Raw genomic sequence first — 16,977 nt, forward strand, 5'->3', positions numbered from 1 at the left:
TCGAGCGGCAACCTTGTGAAGGTTTCGGACCTAGCGGTCGCGGGTGGTGACCACTGCGCCGGCCGGACGGATCCAGCCCGAGGCCAGGAGGGCGTAGGAGCAGCCGTCCAGCCAGCCGAGCTCGGCGTGCCACGAGTCGGCGACGCCGTACTCCTCGCGGCGGAAGCCGACCTTCTCCAGCACCCGCACGGAGGCCAGGTTGTCGGCGAAGCACCCGGCGCGCACCCGGCGTACGCCGAGGGTGTCGACGGCGTGCGTGACGAGAGCGGCGACCGCCTCTGTGGCGTAGCCGTGGCCGGCGTACGCGGGGTCGAAGACGTAGCCGAGCTGGCCCTGGGTCCGCCGCGGCATGCCGGGCTGACCCATGCCGTCGACGAGGTCGAGGGACACGGTGCCGACGAGGTGGTCGTCGAGGAGGACGGCGACGCTGGCGTCGTCGGGGTCGTCAGCGACCCCGGCCCACGCCTGGCGGAACGCCGCCGGGTCGACCTCGGTGCTGAGCAGCCAGCGGGTGACGTCGGGGTGTGAGCGGTACTCCAGCATCCGGTCGACGTCGTCGGGGTGGACGGTCCGGAGCTCGAGGCGCTCGGTCTGCAGCTGCGTGATCACGGGGCGTGACCCTAGACCCTCGCCGGTCGAGCTCGTCGAGACCCGGCGCACACGGTCATGTGGTGGATCTGCGGGTCCATGACCTGCAGATCCACCCCACAATCGAGGGAGAGCCGGTCAGCTCTCCTTGCGCTCCTGCTTCTTGGCCTCGGTCAGCTCGCTGAGACGCTCGGCGTCGGCGCGGGCCTCGGCCGCCGCCTCCTGGTCCTTCGACGCGTCCTTCAGCTCGGCAGACGTGCGCTTCTGAGCCGCCTTCTGCTTCGACTCGGCGGCCGCGGTCGCCTGGTCCTTGCGCTTCTCGGCGGCTGCCTTCTTGTCGGCGGCACGCTTCTCGGCGGCGGCCTTCTTCTGCGCCGCGGCCTTGTCGGCCCGCTGCTTGGCCTCGCGCTTCTCACGCTTCTCGGTCTCGTCGGCCTCGGCGATGCCGGCGGCAGCACGGTCCTGGGCTGCCTTGCGCTTGCGCGCGGCCTCGCGGGCGCCGGCGGCCTTCTTCTCGGCGGCGGCCTCACGGCGCGCCTGCGCCTCGGCCTCGAGGCGGGCCGCGGTCATCACCTTGCTGGTGCGCTCGACCCGCTCGGCGCCGCGCTGGGCGATGCCGGGGTTGCGCAGCACGGTGCCGGCGACGCGGTCGGCCGAGCCGAGGGCCCATCCGACCCGGGTCTCCACGGACTCGGGGAGCTTGGGGGTGAGCTTCGCGTCGGCGACGGCGAGCGGCTTGCGCGCCAGCTCGTAGGGCAGGGCGATGACGTTGCTGATCACGTGGGTCATAGTGGTCCTCACTTCGTGGCTTCGTTGCGGAGCTGCGCGGCCCGACGCTCGGCGGCGGCGGCCTCGTTCTCCAGGGAATCGCTCTCGGCATCGGCGCTCAGCCGGGAGACGTCGGCGTCGGTCTCGAGCTTCTCGGCCTCCTGCAGCCGGGTCTCGGCCAGGTCTGCGGCGCGCTCCTCGGCGGCGTCCTGGCCGGCGGCCTCGCGGAGCTTCGCCTCACGCTCGGCGGCCTGCTCGTCCTGCGCCTTCTGGCGGTCGGCGGCCGACTCGTGCTGGTCGGCCTCGGCGCGGGCCTCCTGCTTGAGCTCGGCGGCCTCGCGGGTCTCCTCGCGGTACTCGTCCGCGGCCTCCTTGCGCTTGGCCTCGGCGATCGCCTCCTCGGCGACGGCCTCCTTGCGGTTGCGGGCCTCCTCCTGCTGGAGCTGGCCCTCCTGCACGAGGTCGTCCTTGCCCGTCACGGCTCCAGCCACTTCCTTGGCCTTGCCGGCGAGGTTGTCCATCAGGCCTTCGCGCGCCTCGGATGCTCTGTCGTTGCTCATGGAGTCACCGTGCCCCTCAGGGCCGCGCCCATCCCCTGCGGGCGTGTGTGATGGGTCGCACGCGTACGACGCGCGCGGTCGGCGCCCGACCGGTGGGGCCGCGCGGCGTCGTACGGCGTCAGAGGCCGCGCGTGAGGTTGTCGCCGCTCTCGGGGTCGAAGAGGTGGATCTTCTTCGTGTTCACGAAGATCTCGGCCTCGTCGCCCTCCTTGACGGTGCTGGCGCCCTCGAGGGAGACCACGAGCTGGGTGCGCAGGCCCTCGCCGTCGAGGTCCTTCTCGAGCTCACTGAGACGGTCCTTGACCTCGTCGGGGGCCTCGAAGGGGATGTAGGCGTAGGACTCGTTGCCCAGCCACTCGGTCACCTCGACGGTGGCGCGGAAGGTCGAGCCCTTGGCCACCTTGTCGTCGTCCATGACCGAGGCGTCGTCGAAGTGCTCGGGCCGGATGCCGGCGAGGAGCAGCCCCTTGTCCCGGCCGCGCTCGGCCCGGTCCTCGGGGATCTCGACGGTGCCGAAGGGCAGCTCGAGCTGGGTGCCGGTGACGGTGGCGGGCAGGAAGTTCATCGGCGGGGAGCCGATGAACCCGGCGACGAAGAGGTTGGCGGGGTTCTCGTAGAGGTCGCGCGGGGTGGCGAGCTGCTGCAGCACGCCGCGCTTGAGCACCGCGACCCGATCGCCGAGCGTCATGGCCTCGACCTGGTCGTGAGTGACGTAGACGGTCGTGATCCCGAGGCGCCGCTGGAGACGGTGGATCTCGGTGCGCATCTGGCCGCGGAGCTTGGCGTCGAGGTTCGACAGCGGCTCGTCGAAGAGGAAGGCCTGGGCGTCGCGCACGATCGCGCGGCCCATCGCCACCCGCTGGCGCTGGCCGCCGGAGAGGTTCGCCGGCTTGCGGTCGAGGTGCTCGTCGAGCTCGAGGACCGAGCTGGCCTTGCGGACGCGCTCGTCGATGTCGGAGTCGCTGATCTCCTTGTTGAGACGCAGCGGGAAGGCGATGTTCTCGTAGACCGTGAGGTGCGGGTAGAGCGCGTAGTTCTGGAACACCATGGCGAGGTTGCGCTCGCGCGGGTCCTTGTCGTTGACGCGCTCGTCACCGATGATCATGTCGCCGTCGGTGATGTCCTCCAGCCCGACGATCATGCGCAGCAGCGTCGACTTCCCGCAGCCGGACGGTCCGACGAGGATCACGAACTCCCCGTCGGCGACGTCGATGCTGACGTCGTTGACGGCCTTCGTGCCGTCGCCGTACTCCTTGACGATGTTCTTCATCGAGATGGCAGACATGGATCAACCCTTCACTGCGCCGGAGGTCAGGCCGGCCACGATCTTGCGCTGGAAGATGAGCACGATGACGATGATCGGGATGGTCACCACCACCGCCGCGGCCGACAGCGTCGACGTGGGCGGGTTGAACTGGTCGGGCCCGACGAAGAACGCCAGCGCCGCCGGGACGGGGCGGGCGTCGGTGGTCGAGGTCAGCGAGATGCCGAAGACGAAGTCGTTCCAGGCGAAGAAGAACGTCAGGATCGCCGCGGTGAAGACGCCCGGGGCCGCCAGCGGCACGATCACCTTGCGGAAGGCCTGCCAGGCGGTGGCCCCGTCGACGCGGGCGGCCTGCTCGAGCTCCCAGGGGATCTCGCGGAAGAACGCGGTCAGCGTCCAGATCGCCAGCGGCAGCGTGAAGGACATGTAGGGGATGATCAGGCCCGGCCAGGTGTCGTAGAGCGACAGCGTGCGCCACATGTCGAAGAGCGGTCCGACCAGCGACACGACCGGGAACATCGCGATGGCCAGGGCGATGGACAGCACGATCCGCTTGCCCTTGAAGTCCAGCCGCGCGATCGCGTACGCCGCGAACGTCGCGAACACGACCGAGAGGACGGTGGCGATGAGCGAGATCCCGAACGAGTTGATGAGCGCCTTCTGGAACAGCTCGTCCTTGAGGACCTCGGTGTAGTTGTCGAGGGTGAACGACTTGGGCAGGAACTGCGGGCTGCCCGCGGTCGTCTCCGCCTCCGGCTTCAGCGAGAGCATGATGATCCACACGACGGGCAGCAGGCACCACACCAGGATCGCGATCATCCCGATGATCGTGCTCGGACCGATCTTCGACTTCATCAGCCTTCACCTCTCGCCGACGCCAGGTCGACACGGAACGCCTTGACCAGGAGCCAGGCGATGAGCAGGACCGACAGGAAGAGCAGGACCGACAGCGCCGAGCCCATGCCGAGCTCGAACTGCTCGATGATCTGGCGGTAGGTCAGGAACGAGACGGACTCGGTGTCCTGGGCTCCTCGGGTCATCACGTAGATGTTGTCGAAGATCCGGTAGGCGTCGAGCGCCCGGAAGAGCACGGCGACCATGATGGCGGCCCGCATGTTCGGCAGGATCACCTTCCACAGCCGCTGCCACCAGGTGGCGCCGTCGACCTTCGCCGCCTCGATGGTGTCCTCGGAGACCTGCGCGAGACCGGCCAGCAGCAGCAGCGACATGAACGGCGTGGTCTTCCAGATCTCGGAGACCATGATCGCGACCATCGCCGGCCACTTGTCGCCGAACCAGTTGAAGTCGTCGCCGACGAAGGGCAGCCAGCCGTTGACGAAGCCGTTGTTGAGGCTGAAGGCGAACTGCCAGGCGAAGGCCGAGACGACGGTGATGATGCCGTAGGGGATGAGGATCGAGGTCCGGATGATGCCGCGGGCGAAGACCACCCGGTGCATCACCATCGCGAAGGCGAAGCCGATGACGAGCTCCACCGACACCGTGATCACCATGATGATCAGCGTGTTGAAGACGTCGGTCCACCACAGCGAGTCGCTGAGCACGGTCAGGTAGTTGTTGACGCCGACGAACTCACGGTCGTCGGGGGCGGAGAGGCGGTACTTGAACAGCGACAGGTAGAGCGCCTGGCCCATCGGGTAGGCGGTGACGAGCAGCATCAGGATGACGGCCGGGGCCACGAGCTTCAGCCCGAGCTTGTTCTCGGCCTTCGCGCGCGCGGTGTCGTGGTGCTGGGCCTTCGGGGTCCCCGTCGTCCCGGCCTTCTTCTCGGGTGTCACGGCTGTGCTCATGCGTCCTCCTCCCTAGACCAGCGAGTCGCCGTTGAGGACGCGCTCGAGGAAGGACGCCGACTCGGACGGCGTCTCCTCGGTGACGGCGTCCTGGGGGTGCCACCGGCTGAGCACGGCGTTGACGATCGTCGCCCAGTACTCGGTGGTCGGTCGGGGGCCGCCCTCGTTGCCGCTCTCGCGGAACAGCGCGAGCACCTCCGACGGGTAGAGCTCGGTGAGCTCCTTGGCGTCGTACGCCTCCTCGAGCGTGGGCATGCCGCCGGTCTCGCTCGCGTAGGTCACCTGGTTCTCCAGGCTGGTGATGCACTTGGTGGCCTCGAGCGACTCCTCCTTGTTCTCGCTGAAGGCGCCGATGCCGATGTTGATGCCACCGGTCGGGGGCTTGGACTCCTGGCCCTCGACGGTCTGGGGATAGCGAGCCCAGCCCAGGTCGTCCTTGAGGGTCTCGGCGTAGCCCAGGTAGATGTAGGTCCAGTTGGTCATGAAGCCGCCGGTGTCGCCGCTGAAGCTGGCCTCGGCCGTGCCCTCGTTGGAGACCGGGAGGTCGGGGTCGGCGGCGGAGGAGCCGGCGAGCTTCTCGATGACCGCGGCCGCCGCGTCGCCCGCCTCGGAGTCGAGGCCGACCTCCATCTCCTCGCCCTTCTCGAGCTCGGAGACGATGGCACCGCCGGCGCCCTGGATCAGGGCGTTGACGAGCACGACGTACCCCTCGTACTTGTTGCCCTGGATGCTGACCTTGGTGCCGGTCTCCTCGGCGGCGTCGATGATCTGCTCCCAGGTGACCGGCTTGGTCATGTCGAGCCCGGCCTTCTCGGCCACGGACTTCCGGTACCAGAGCAGCTGGGTGTTCAGCCACTGGGGAGCGACGACCAGCTGGTCCTTCCAGGTCGCCGCGTCGACGGCGCCCTCGACCTTGCCCTCGCTCAGCTCCTCCTGGTCGGACTCGCTGAGCTCGGCGAGGTAGCCGGCCTCGGAGAACTCGGCGGTGAAGATCGGGTCGATGCTCATGAGGTCGATCGAGCTGTCGTTGGCCGCGAGCCGGCGCATCAGCTGGATGCGCTGCTCCGTGGCGGCGGTCGGCAGCTGCTCGGTCTGGATGTCGTAGGCGTCGGTGCTGCAGCGCTCGGCGATGCCCTCGAGCCCGAAGGCACCCTCGAAGTCCGGCGGCGGGTCCGGGTCCGGGTTGATGTACCAGGTCAGGACGGGCTTCTCCGAGCCCCCGCCGCACGCGACCAGCGTGGAGGAGAGCACGGCCAGGGCTGCCGCGGCGGCGACACGGGTGCGCCGTGAGCGGCTCGACCGACGTGCTGCGGAGGGGGCCATGGTGCCTACGTGCCCCGTGTGGGCCGGGTCACACCCATATTGTTGATCTGACTTTGAATCGTGATGCCGGGCCCGGTGGTCAGAGGGTCCGGCGAAGCACGAGCGCTACCACCTCGGCGACGATCTCGTCGATGCTGCGCGCCACGTCGACGACGGTGCCCGGCTCGTCGCCCTCCAACGGCTCGAGGGTGTCCAGCTGGGAGCGCAGCAAGGAGGGCGGCATGAAGTGCTCGCGACCCTCCATGCGCTCGCGCAGCAGGGCTTCGTCACCGGCCAGGCACACGAAGAACGAGTCCGGAGCACCTCGGCGCAGCACGTCGCGGTAGACGCGCTTGAGCGCGGAGCACGTCAGCACCGTGTCGCGCCCCGCCTCCCGACGTTCGGCGGTCCAGCCCGCGAGCGCCGCGAGCCAGGGCCACCGGTCCTCGTCGGTGAGCGGGTCGCCGGCGGACATCTTGGCGATGTTGGCCTCCGGGTGGAAGGCGTCGCCCTCGGCGAGCTCCAGGTCGAGCTCGGCGGCCAGGCGCTCGGCCACGGTCGACTTCCCGACCCCGGAGACGCCCATGACGACCAGGTGCCGGGTGCGGCGTACGGCGTCGGACGGCACGTCAGACCACGGCCCAGACTGCTGCGCTGATGACGAAGACGCTGACGCCCAGCGTGGTCTCCATGACGGTCCAGGTCTTGAGGGTCGTCTTCTCGTCCATGCCGAAGAACCGGCTGACCAGCCAGAAGCCGGAGTCGTTGACGTGGGAGAGCACGGTGGCCCCGGCGGCGATGGCCATCACCAGCAGCACCAGCTGCAGGTCGCCCAGCGACGCGGCCGCGGCTGCAGGAGCGAGCAGCCCGGACGCGGTGGTGAGGGCGACGGTGGCCGAGCCCTGGGCCACGCGTAGGAGCGTGGAGATGAGGAAGGCCTGCAGGATCAGAGAGATGCCAAGGTCGGACAGCGAGGTGCTCAGCGCCTCCCCGATGCCGCTGAGCTCGAGGACGCCGCCGAACATGCCGCCGGCGCCGGTGATGAGGATGATCGAGCAGATCGGTCCGAGGGCCTTGTCGAGGATGGTGCTGACGTCGGCCATCGACCGCTGGCCGCGGCCCAGCACGAAGATCGCCGCCAGCGTGGTGACCAGCAGGGCGACGGTGGTGTCGCCCAGCAGCATCAGGGACTCCGACCAGGTCGCCCCCTCCTCGATCGTGCCGGCGGTGACGAGGGTCGCGAGCACGGTGTTGAAGGAGATCAGCACCAGCGGCAGCAGGAGCAGGCCCAGCACGGTGGTGAAGGCTGGTGCCTTCTGGGTGGTCGTGGTCCCGCCTGCGCCGGACCCCGGCGCGACGTCGTCGCGGCCGTCGTTGATCTCGCCGAAGAGCGCCTCGGGGATGTCGACGTGGATGCGCTTGCCGAGCACGCGCGCCACGAGGACGACGCCGACGTACCAGGCGAGGACCGCGACCGGGACGCCAACGAGGAGCGTCAGGCCGATGTCGGCGTCGAGGGCCTCGGCGGCTGCGACCGGGCCGGGGTGCGGGGGCACGAGCGCGTGCATCGCCGCGAACGCTCCGGCGGCGGGCAGCCCGTAGAGCAGCAGCGAGCCGCCGAAGCGGCGGGCGACGGTCAGGATGATCGGCAGGAACACCATGAGGCCGGCGTCGAAGAAGATCGGGAAGCCGAACAGCAGCGCCGCGACGCCGAGCGCCAGGGGAGCGCGCTTCTCGCCGAACCGGTTGATGAGGGTGTCGGCCAGCACCTGGGCGCCGCCGGTCACCTCGAGCAGGCGGCCGATCATCACGCCGAAGCCGACCAGCAGCGCCACCGATCCGATGGTGTCGGCGAAGCCGTAGATCAGCGCGTCGGGCACGTCCCCGACCGGGATGCCGGCCGCGACCGCCGTGACGACGCTGACCAGGACGAGGGCGACGAAGGCGTGGAGCTTGACCTTCATGATGAGGACGAGCAGGAGGGCCACGGCGAGCGCCGCGATGATCATCAAGGTGGCGGCGCCGTACGCCGGTGCGATCGCTTCCATGGCCAGCCGGTACCCCACCCGCGGTGCTCCCAACCAACGGCAGGCGTGCTCCTGGCCGGAATCGGACTGCCGGCAGCCCGGGTCGCGACCGGACGCTGGTGGGCCCCCAGGGGATCGAACCCTGAACCCGCGGATTAAAAGTCCGCTGCTCTGCCGATTGAGCTAGAGGCCCGCGACTGAGGACCACGACGCACCGTCAGAGCATCCTCATGCGGCTCCATCGTTGCAGACGAGCCGGGCCGGACGAGGTCGGCCCGACGAGGTCGGCCACGTCGACGCGTGACCACCGGGTCTGGTGCCCGCCGTGGGCGGGCGGCATCGTTGGAGCCCACCCGGAGCGGAGAGGGCGGTGAGCGATGGGACGACCTGGTGGCAGTGGATGGTCGGCTGCACGTCGCCGTACGCCCGACGTCGTGGCTCTGGTCGGCCTCGTCGGCCTGGTCGGGCTGACCGCCTGCACCAGCGAGGGGAGGAACGAGCCCTCCCCGACCCCGTCGCCACGTGCGTCCGCCGAGCCGACCGACGCGCGCTGCTTCGGTCGCAAGGTCACGATGTCCGGCACCGAGGGCGACGACGTCCTCGTGGCGCGGGACGGCCGCGACGTGGTCCTCGCGCTGGGGGGTGACGACGTCATCCGCGGTCTGCGCGGTGGGGACCGCGTGTGTGCCGGCACCGGTGACGACACGGTCCCCGACGCCATGGGCACCGCGTGGCGCCAGGTGATGTCCGACCTCGGTCCCGGGGAGGACACCATCACGACGAACTCCTACGTGAAGGCGGGCGCGGGCGACGACGTCGTGCGCGTCCGTCGCGCCGGCGTGCTGGTCGCCCTGGGAGACGGGGACGACCGCATGGAGGTGCTCTCGAGCCGAGGTCCTTCACCCTGCGTCGACTACCGACGCGCGCCCGGGGCGTTGCGTGCCGACCTGGGTGCCGGGTGGGCTCGCGGGCAGGGCAGCGACGAGCTCATCGGTGTGCGTTGTGTGCACAGCGGCGCGTCCGACGACGTGGTCCGGGGCTCGTCATCGGGTGACGTGATGGTCCTGGGTGGGGGAGCGAACCGGGTGCACGCAGGCGGCGGTGACGACGACGTGAGTGCCAGGAACGGGAAGGACGCCTTGTTCCTCGGACCGGGCCGTGACCGCAGCTACGGCGGGGGCGGTCCCGATCTGGTCGTCGGCAGCGACGGTGACGACACGATCTACGGAGCGGGGGGAAGTGACGATCTGCGAGGAGGCTCGGGCGACGACCACGTCCACGGCACGGGGATGTGCGACATCGGCAGCTCGGCGGGCAGCGGGCAGGGCGACCGCTCGTCCAACCGGGTCCGTGGCGGACCGGGCAACGACGAGGTCACCGGCGACCTCGGCGACGACGTCATCGACGGAGGCGACGGCGACGACCGAGGGTACGGCGGACCGCGGGCCCGCCCGGGGCGCGACCGGATGACCTCCGTGGAACGGATCACGCGCTGCCTCTGAGCCGGCGCGGTCCCCCGCCGCTCAGGAGGCGTTGCGCAGCGACGCGACCACGGTGTGGAGCGACAGTCGGTCCCAGAGCTCCGGGGGAGCCGAGATGCTGACCAGCACGGTCGCGTCGTCGACGACGGTGAGGACGTCGACGGTCTGCAGGGGCGTGCCGAGGGCCATGATCGGTCGCGCGACGTAGCTCAGCTGTGTCGCCTCGCCGATCCCGGGCCACGGCACGTCCTCGCGGGTCAGGTCCTCGATCTCGGCCAGGTCGCTCTCGGTGAGGCCCGACTCGTGCCGGTCCCCACGCTCGTCGAGGTCTCCTCCTCCGTCCAACATGCGCACAGCGATCCCGGCCGGCAGGGCTTCGACCTGCTGCGCCGACTCGAGGTAGGCCTTCGGGGGGTCGGAGGCGGAGGTGACGTCCTGCTCCGTCATCTCCTTCGGCGCCAGGAAGGCCACCGGGTCGACCTCGACGAGCCGCATCTCCACGCCGGAGGCAGGGGTCGGCAGCGGTGGGACGCTCGGGACCTCCGAGGACTCGGAGTCGCCGGCCGCACCGCCTCCACAGCCGGCGATCAGCACGAGGGTCATCAGCGCGGGCAGGAGGCGTGTCAGCACCGGCCTAGATTAGGTGTCGCGACCGTGCGCGGGACCGGATCGGCCGCGGTGGTCGGAGATATCGTCGCGGTGTGGCAGCGTCCCGGTCGCCCCGACTGCGCGCGGTGCTGCGTGCAGGGTGCGGCGCGGCCGTGCTGCTCGCGCTCGTCAGCTCCTGCTCCGGTCCCTCGACGGAGTCCGGTGAGCCCGCCGTGCTCGACACCGGCATCGAGCCGGTCCCCCTCGACGTGGCCGGGCCGACGTACGCCGCTGCCGTTCCTGGCGGGCTGCTGGTGCGCGCGGGTGACGAGGAGCGGGTGCTCCCGGAGGCGGACCAGGCTCGCTGGCTGCCGGGCGGGACGGCGATGGTCGACCGCAGCCGTCGCTCGATGTCGCTGGAGCTGCTCGACGTCGCGACGGGTGACCTGGCCCCCGAGGAGCCCGTCCGCATCCGTGGCTTCGACCTCCCCGGTCGGTCGGTGACCCAGGTCAACCTGCTGGACTCGCTGAGGGAGCCGGCGGTGCTGACCGCCTACTCGCCCGGGCTCGAGCGCCTGTGGTCCCTCGACCTGCCGGACACCGACAACCCCGACGCCGCCGAGGTCTCCGAGCTGCGGCGCGGCTACTACAACGTCGCGCCCACCATCGACGGGGTGACCTTCGTGCAGTGGCACGACAGCGCCGAGGACTACGAGGGCGGTGACTACGGCGTCGCGCGCATCGAGGACGGCGCGGTGGTCGAGGACGTCCTGCTGAACGAGCGCATCGTCGCGCTCTACCTCGCAGCCGACGGTGCCGGGCTGCTCGCCCTGCGCCAGGCCGAGGGGGAGCCGTGCGGCGGGTGCGTCGTGGACCAGGAGGTCGTCGAGATCGACCCCGCCACCGGGGAGGTCGCGCGCGACTACGGCATGCCCGAGGAGTACGTCGAGGAGTGGCGCGTCGCCGCCATGGACAAGGTGGGCGACCGGGTCGCCGTACGTTTCACCGAGACCGAGTGGCGCGAGGATCCGAAGGACCCCGACGACGTCGCACCGGTGACGGTGCAGCGCGGCACCTGGGTGTACGACGGCGCGTGGTCGGTGGTCGAGGGCAGCGAGGACGAGCTGACCTGGTGGCAGGGCGAGGACCGCGTGGTCGCCCGTCCGGCGCCGCGCGAAGGTGATGCGCGCGACGGCATGCAGCTGTTCTGGCTGCACGACGGCGTCGAGGAGAGGCTGCCGGGGGACCTGGAGTCGAGCGTCGGTCCGCTGTACCGGACCGGCTCGGTCGCGGGCCAGCTCCTCCCACCCTAGGTGAGCTCGGGCCCACCTAGGGTGGTCGGGTGACCACGTCCCGCTCCTGCCACGTCGTCGTGGTCGGGTCCGGGATCAGCGGCCTCACCTGTGCGGAGGCGCTGCTGCGCGCCGGTCACGACGTGACCGTCGTGTCGGCCGACGCGCTGGCACGCACGACCTCGCACCTCGCGGCTGCCGTCTGGTTCCCCACTGCCGCCGGGCCCCCGGACGCGGTGGCGCGCTGGGGACGCACGACCTTCGACCTGCTGGCCGCGCACGCGGCCACCGGGGTTCCGGGGGTCACGATGCGTGAGTCCCTCGTGCTGTTCCGCCCCGGCGTCGAGGTGCCCGACGAGCTGCCGGCCTGGGCGGCGTCGGTGGGCGACGTGCGACCGGCCCGTGCCGACGAGCTGCCGCCGGGCTACCCCGCCGGCTGGCGTTTCGCCGTACCTCTCGTGGAGATGCCGGTGCACTTGCCGTGGCTGCACGCGCAGGTGGTGGCGGCCGGTGCCCGCGAGGTCGTACGACGCCTCCGCGGCCTCGACGACGTGCTCGACCTCCGACCCGACGTGGTCGTCAACGCCGCCGGGATGGCGGCCGGGGCCCTGGTGGGCGACGACTCGGTCTACCCCGTGCGCGGCCAGATCGTGCGGGTGAGGAACCCCGGTGTCGAGCTGTCGGTGCGCGACGAGCACCACCCGGGCGGCCGCGCCTACGTCCATCCGCGCACGGACGACTGCATCCTCGGGGGCACCCTCGAGCGCGGCAGCTGGAGCACCGAGCCCGACCCGGCCGAGACCGCGGCGATCCTCGAGCGCTGCGCCGACATCGTGCCGGCGCTGGCGGGCGCCGAGGTCCTCGAGAGCGTCGCCGGGCTCCGTCCCGGTCGGTCGGAGGTGCGGATCGAGCGCGACGACACGCTGCTGCCCGTGCCGGTGGTCCACGACTACGGCCACGGCGGTGCCGGCATCACCGTCGGCTGGGGCTGCGCCCAGGACGTGGTGGCGCTGGTGGGCTCCGTCGAGGGCTGACCGGCGACTGACCGGCGACTGACCGGCGACGCTCAGCAGACCTCGCTGCGCCGCTCGAGCAGCACGGTGTCGCGCCACTCGCCGTCGAGGCGCGCGATGCGCGTGCGCACCGCCAGCGTGCGGTAGCCGGCGGCGTGGTGCAGCGCCAGGCTCGCGCGGTTCTCGGGGAAGACCGACGCCTGCAGCGTCCACAGGCCCGCGGCGTCCGCGGCGTTGACCTGGGTGTGCAGCAGGGCCTTGCCGACCCCGCGGCCCCGCGCGGCCTCGGCCACGTAGACCGCCGTCTCGCCGACCCCGGCGTAGCAGTCGCGCGTCGAGGTGGGCATGACCGCCGTCCACCCGACCACCGCGCCGTCGAGCTCGGCCACCCAGGCGAGGTCGGGCAGCCAGCGATCCCGCAGCTCGGCCGCCGACGGCACGACCGTCTCGAAGGTCGCGGTGCGCGTCGCCAGGCCCTCGGCGTAGATCTCCCGCACCCGGGGGAGGTCGGCCTCGTCGACGGGCCGGACGCTCACGTCGGCGGGGAGGTCGGAGGGGCAGCACGGGCGCGACGACAGCGCACCCATGACGACGTCGGCGGCGTGGGGAAGGCCGGTGCAGCAGGCGGCGTTGGCCGAGACGAGGCTCGACGTACCCACCTTGTCGACGACCACGAAGCCCACGCGCTTGAGGAGGTCGACGTGGTGGGAGCACGTCGACTGGCTGATCCCCAGCGTGGCGGCGAGGTCGCCGACGCGCAGCGCGCCGCTCGGGGCGGTGGCGACGGCGTGCAGCAGCCGGACGCGGGTCGGGTCGGCCAGCACGGAGAACCACTCCGCGTACCGCTCGGCCTCGCCGCGGTCCAGCGTGCTGTCCTGGTCCCGGGCCGGGAGGACCTCGCTCGTCGTGGTCATGGTCCGATCGTACCTTGTCTTCATCGACAAGCGTCGATACAGTCGCTCCATCGACACGAGTCGATGGAGCTCCAGGAGGACCCGTGACCCACCCCCTCGCCGTCATCGGCGCCGGCCCCGTCGGCCTGGCCGCCGCCGCCAACGCGGCCCGTCGCGGTCTGCCGTACGTCGTGCTCGAGTCCGGCCCGGCGGCCGGCGCGGCCGTGGCCGACTGGGCGCACGTCCGGCTCTTCTCTGCCTGGCGCGAGCTCGTCGACCCGGTGGCGCGCGAGCTGCTCGAGGAGTCCGGCTGGTCGGCCCCCGACCCCGACGCCTACCCGACCGGAGCCGAGTGGCGCGAGCGCTACCTCGTGCCGCTCGCCGCGCTGCTGGCCGAGCGCCCCGAGGGCCAGGTCCGGTTCAGCACGCGCGTCGTCGGGGTCGCGCGTGCCGGACGCGACCTGCTGGTCGACTCCGGGCGCGACGACGACCCCTTCGCCCTGCACCTGGAGACGTCGGACGGGCCCGAGAGGCTGCTCGCGAGCGCCGTCGTCGACGCCTCCGGCACCTGGTCCGCCCCGAACCCCCTCGGCGCCGACGGCTACCCGGCGCCGGGGGAGCGCGAGCACGCCGACCGCATCGCGTCCGGCGTCCCCGACTTCGCGGACCCGGCCGTGGCGGCGCGCTACGCCGGCAAGCACGTCGTCGTCGCGGGCAAGGGAGCCTCGGCCCAGGGCGTGCTCGTCGGGCTGGCCGCGCTGGCCCGCCGCGACCCGGCCACGCGCGTCTCCTGGCTGCTGCGCCGACCGGGCGTCGGGGACGCCTTCGGCGGCGGCGACAACGACCAGCTCGAGCAGCGCGGCGCCCTGGGCCAGGCGGCGCGGGCGGCGGCCTCGGGCGGCGCGGTCACCCCCGTCACCCACTTCCGCACGGTCGCCGTCGAGGAGCAGGTCGACGGGCGGCTGACGCTGACCTCGACCGACGGCCGCCAGGTCGTCGACGTCGACGAGGTCGTCGTCGTGACCGGCTACCGCCCCGACCTGTCGTTCCTCTCCGAGGTGCGGCTCGACCTCGACCCCGCGCTGCAGGCCGCGCGCGTGCTCGCCGACCAGATCCACCCCGACCACCACAGCTGCGGCGACGTCGCGCCGCACGGGCACCGTGAGCTGTCCCAGCCCGAGCGTGGCCTCTACCTGGTCGGGATGAAGTCCTACGGGCGCGCGCCGTCGTTCCTCGCGATGACCGGCTTCGAGCAGGTCCGCTCGGTGGTGGCCGCCCTCGACGGCGACCTCGAGGCGGCCGACCGGGTCGACCTCGTGCTGCCGGAGACCGGGGTCTGCAACGGCGCCGGGCGCTTCGACGACCCCGACGTCACGTCGTCGCCCGACGGCGGCTGCTGCGCCGCCCCCTCGTCCGTGGCCGGGTCGCCGGTCGGGCTCACCCTGGTCGGTGCCGGTGGCGCGACCTGCTGACGCCGCGACGCGGCAGGGGCCCGGCGTGAGCGAGCCGGGGGCGCTCGACCGGGCCGGGCTGCGCCAGGTCGTGGTCGTGCTCAGCACCGTCCAGATCGTGTCGTGGGGGGTGCTCTACTACGCCTTCGCCGCGCTCCAGGCCCCGATCGTGGCGGACACCGGGTGGTCGCCGATGGCGGTCACCGGCGCCTTCAGCCTGTCCCAGGTCGTCGCCGGCGCCGTCGGGCTGTGGGTCGGGCGCCACCTCGACGAGCACGGCCCGCGCCGCGTCATGACGGCCTCCTCGCTCGTCGCCGTGCCGGGCGTCCTGGTGCTCGCGACGGCGCCGAGCCTGGCGCTGTTCTACCTCGGCTGGCTGCTGGTCGGCGTCGCCATGGCGGGCACGCTCTACCCGCCGGCGTTCGCTGCGCTCACCCGCTGGGGCGGCGCGCTGCGCGTCCGGGCGCTCACCACGCTGACCCTGGTGGCCGGACTCGCCAGCACCGTGTTCGTCCCGCTCGCGACCGCGCTCGACGCATGGCTCGGGTGGCGAGGGGCGTACGGCGTGCTGCTGGTCGCCCTGGCGCTCGTCACGGTCCCTCTGCACTGGTGGGGGCTCGACCAGCCGTGGCGGGGACACCGCGCGGCGGGCCCCGACCCCGACACCGGCTCTGGCACCGGCCATGACACCGGCCATGGCGCCGGCCCGGGGCCCGGCGGGGACGCCGGCCGCGAGGCCGGGTCCACGCGCGCGACCGCCACGGGGTCGGCGTACGACGAGGCGGGGACCGACGTGGCGCGGACCCGGCCGTTCCTGCTGCTGGCGGCGGGCAACGCGCTGGCCGCGCTCGTGGTCTTCGCCGGGCTCGTCAACATGGTCCCGATGCTGCTCGAGCAGGGGCTGAGCGCCTCGGCCGCGGCGCTCGCCCTCGGGCTCGGGGGTGTGGGCCAGGTCGTGGGACGGCTGGGCTACGCGCGGTTCGCGGCGGCCACGTCGGTGACGACCCGCGGGGTGGTGGTGGTCGGCGCCGTGGCCCTCACGACCGGCGTGCTCGCGGTGGTCCCGGCCTCCGGTCCGCTGCTCGTCGGGATCGGCATGGTGCTGGGTCTGGCGCGAGGGATCTTCACGCTGGTGCAGGCGACAGCCGTCACCGACCGCTGGGGGACGGTCGACTACGGCCGGCTCAACGGGGTGCTGACCGCGCCCGCGCTGGCCGCCGCGGCCGCGGCGCCCTTCCTGGGCGCCACGCTCGCGACCGTCCTCGGCTCCTACGGCGACGCCTTCCTGGTGCTCGCCGGCATCGGGCTGGTGGCGGCGACGCTCATGGTCGGCGCGACGCCCCGCCGGCACCCGGGGAGGGCCGATGGCCTCGGGCGCTGACCGCTGTCACCATGGGCGCGCACCGAGGGTGCCTGCGCCGGTCGGTCTCGGCCACCCCGACCACCTCAGGGCACGTCGCCTCCTCCCCGTCACCTCACCCCCAGGAGCACTCCGATGACCGCACCCGAGACCCCGCAGGTCGTCTTCGCCTGCGTCCGCAACGGCGGCCGCTCGGTGATCAGCCGCGTGCTGACCGAGCACTACGCGCGGGGTCGCGTCGTCGCGCGATCGGCCGGCACCCAGCCCGGCGAGCACATCCACCCCGAGGTCGCCGCCGTGCTCGAGCGGCTCGGGCTGGACACCTCGCGGGAGACGCCGACCCTGCTGACGCGCGAGACGATCGCGGCCTCCACGATGGCGATCACGCTGGGCTGCGGCGAGGAGTGCCCCTACGTCCCGGGCGTGCGGTACGTCGACTGGCCGGTCGCCGACCCCGGCGGCCAGGACGACGCCGGCGTGCGCGCCGTCGTGGCCGACCTCGACGTACGGGTGCGGCAGCTGCTGGTCGAGCTGGTGCCCGACCTCGAGCTGCCGCCGTCGGTGCTCGAGGCGGGCTGACCC

General features: G+C 72.2%; 17 protein-coding genes and 1 tRNA gene. 6 read left to right on the forward strand and 12 right to left on the reverse strand.

Annotated features, from left to right (window positions below; genetic code table 11):
• Nucleotides 1–30 precede the first annotated feature (30 nt).
• The 10 genes from G7072_RS19405 to G7072_RS19450 form a co-directional block, all read right to left on the reverse strand.
• Nucleotides 31–609 (reverse strand): GNAT family N-acetyltransferase, encoded by a 579-nt coding sequence (locus tag G7072_RS19405; protein WP_206063221.1) that lies wholly within the window; start codon nt 607–609, stop codon nt 31–33.
• A gap of 117 nt (nt 610–726) precedes the next feature.
• A complete protein-coding gene (locus G7072_RS19410; RefSeq protein WP_166089326.1) occupies nt 727–1,368 on the reverse strand; it encodes a hypothetical protein in 642 nt (213 codons plus the stop codon).
• 17 nt (nt 1,369–1,385) lie between these two features.
• Nucleotides 1,386–1,916, reverse strand: coding sequence for a hypothetical protein (locus G7072_RS19415; protein ID WP_166089328.1), 531 nt, complete (start codon nt 1,914–1,916; stop codon nt 1,386–1,388).
• A gap of 118 nt (nt 1,917–2,034) precedes the next feature.
• Nucleotides 2,035–3,201, reverse strand: coding sequence for a sn-glycerol-3-phosphate ABC transporter ATP-binding protein UgpC (ugpC, locus tag G7072_RS19420; protein WP_166089330.1), 1,167 nt, complete (start codon nt 3,199–3,201; stop codon nt 2,035–2,037).
• A 3-nt stretch (nt 3,202–3,204) separates the two neighbouring features.
• The gene (locus G7072_RS19425) at nt 3,205–4,035 is read right to left on the reverse strand and encodes a carbohydrate ABC transporter permease (protein ID WP_166089332.1); all 831 of its coding nucleotides are present in this window, start codon (nt 4,033–4,035) and stop codon (nt 3,205–3,207) included.
• On the reverse strand, nt 4,035–4,988 hold the full coding sequence (locus G7072_RS19430) for a sugar ABC transporter permease (protein WP_166089334.1): 954 nt from the start codon (nt 4,986–4,988) through the stop codon (nt 4,035–4,037). Before G7072_RS19430 ends, G7072_RS19425 begins: the two co-directional genes overlap by 1 nt.
• A 12-nt stretch (nt 4,989–5,000) precedes the next feature.
• The gene (locus tag G7072_RS19435) at nt 5,001–6,311 is read right to left on the reverse strand and encodes an extracellular solute-binding protein (protein WP_166089336.1); all 1,311 of its coding nucleotides are present in this window, start codon (nt 6,309–6,311) and stop codon (nt 5,001–5,003) included.
• 79 nt (nt 6,312–6,390) lie between these two features.
• On the reverse strand, nt 6,391–6,918 hold the full coding sequence (locus G7072_RS19440) for a gluconokinase (protein ID WP_240917062.1): 528 nt from the start codon (nt 6,916–6,918) through the stop codon (nt 6,391–6,393).
• A 1-nt stretch (nt 6,919) separates the two neighbouring features.
• Complete coding sequence (locus tag G7072_RS19445; RefSeq protein ID WP_166089338.1) at nt 6,920–8,338, reverse strand: GntP family permease; 1,419 nt, start codon at nt 8,336–8,338, stop codon at nt 6,920–6,922.
• Between the two features lie 96 nt (nt 8,339–8,434).
• Nucleotides 8,435–8,510 (reverse strand) — tRNA-Lys (locus tag G7072_RS19450).
• Nucleotides 8,511–8,751: 241 nt separating this feature from the next.
• Between G7072_RS19450 and G7072_RS19455 the strand changes: the two genes are divergently transcribed.
• Nucleotides 8,752–9,819: a calcium-binding protein gene (locus G7072_RS19455; protein WP_166089340.1), complete on the forward strand. Its 1,068-nt coding sequence runs from the start codon at nt 8,752–8,754 to the stop codon at nt 9,817–9,819.
• A 21-nt stretch (nt 9,820–9,840) separates the two neighbouring features.
• Here the strand turns inward: G7072_RS19455 and G7072_RS19460 are convergent, their stop codons facing one another.
• Complete coding sequence (locus tag G7072_RS19460; RefSeq protein ID WP_166089343.1) at nt 9,841–10,428, reverse strand: hypothetical protein; 588 nt, start codon at nt 10,426–10,428, stop codon at nt 9,841–9,843.
• 71 nt (nt 10,429–10,499) lie between these two features.
• Between G7072_RS19460 and G7072_RS19465 the strand changes: the two genes are divergently transcribed.
• Together G7072_RS19465 and G7072_RS19470 are read left to right on the forward strand one after the other, a co-directional pair.
• Nucleotides 10,500–11,699, forward strand: coding sequence for a hypothetical protein (locus G7072_RS19465; RefSeq protein WP_166089346.1), 1,200 nt, complete (start codon nt 10,500–10,502; stop codon nt 11,697–11,699).
• 29 nt (nt 11,700–11,728) lie between these two features.
• The gene (locus G7072_RS19470; RefSeq protein ID WP_166089348.1) at nt 11,729–12,712 is read left to right on the forward strand and encodes an FAD-dependent oxidoreductase; all 984 of its coding nucleotides are present in this window, start codon (nt 11,729–11,731) and stop codon (nt 12,710–12,712) included.
• 32 nt (nt 12,713–12,744) lie between these two features.
• Here G7072_RS19470 and G7072_RS19475 read toward each other — a convergent pair whose 3' ends face one another.
• On the reverse strand, nt 12,745–13,605 hold the full coding sequence (locus G7072_RS19475) for a metalloregulator ArsR/SmtB family transcription factor (protein WP_166089350.1): 861 nt from the start codon (nt 13,603–13,605) through the stop codon (nt 12,745–12,747).
• A gap of 83 nt (nt 13,606–13,688) precedes the next feature.
• On the opposite strand from G7072_RS19475, the gene G7072_RS19480 reads away from it, so the two are divergent.
• The 3 genes from G7072_RS19480 to G7072_RS19490 all read left to right on the forward strand — a co-directional run bounded on the left by G7072_RS19480 (nt 13,689) and on the right by G7072_RS19490 (nt 16,974).
• Entirely contained in the window at nt 13,689–15,056 is a 1,368-nt protein-coding gene (locus G7072_RS19480) for an FAD-dependent oxidoreductase (RefSeq protein WP_166089352.1), read from the forward strand.
• 25 nt (nt 15,057–15,081) lie between these two features.
• Complete coding sequence (locus G7072_RS19485) at nt 15,082–16,416, forward strand: MFS transporter (protein ID WP_166089355.1); 1,335 nt, start codon at nt 15,082–15,084, stop codon at nt 16,414–16,416.
• Nucleotides 16,417–16,530: 114 nt separating this feature from the next.
• Nucleotides 16,531–16,974: a low molecular weight phosphatase family protein gene (locus G7072_RS19490; RefSeq protein WP_166089357.1), complete on the forward strand. Its 444-nt coding sequence runs from the start codon at nt 16,531–16,533 to the stop codon at nt 16,972–16,974.
• Nucleotides 16,975–16,977 lie beyond the last annotated feature (3 nt).

The sequence above is a fragment of the Nocardioides sp. HDW12B genome, from assembly GCF_011299595.1.
Classification (GTDB): Bacteria; Actinomycetota; Actinomycetes; order Propionibacteriales; family Nocardioidaceae; genus Marmoricola_A.

Excerpts from the sequence above, each read along its gene's own strand:
- G7072_RS19445 (WP_166089338.1), bottom strand. The coding sequence starts at position 8,338 with ATGGAAGCGATCGCACCGGCGTACGGCGCCGCCACCTTGATGATCATC.
- G7072_RS19435 (WP_166089336.1), bottom strand. The coding sequence starts at position 6,311 with ATGGCCCCCTCCGCAGCACGTCGGTCGAGCCGCTCACGGCGCACCCGT.
- G7072_RS19415 (WP_166089328.1), bottom strand. The coding sequence starts at position 1,916 with ATGAGCAACGACAGAGCATCCGAGGCGCGCGAAGGCCTGATGGACAAC.
- G7072_RS19425 (WP_166089332.1), bottom strand. The coding sequence starts at position 4,035 with ATGAAGTCGAAGATCGGTCCGAGCACGATCATCGGGATGATCGCGATC.
- G7072_RS19475 (WP_166089350.1), bottom strand. The coding sequence starts at position 13,605 with ATGACCACGACGAGCGAGGTCCTCCCGGCCCGGGACCAGGACAGCACG.
- ugpC (WP_166089330.1), bottom strand. The coding sequence starts at position 3,201 with ATGTCTGCCATCTCGATGAAGAACATCGTCAAGGAGTACGGCGACGGC.
- G7072_RS19490 (WP_166089357.1), top strand. The coding sequence starts at position 16,531 with ATGACCGCACCCGAGACCCCGCAGGTCGTCTTCGCCTGCGTCCGCAAC.
- G7072_RS19430 (WP_166089334.1), bottom strand. The coding sequence starts at position 4,988 with ATGAGCACAGCCGTGACACCCGAGAAGAAGGCCGGGACGACGGGGACC.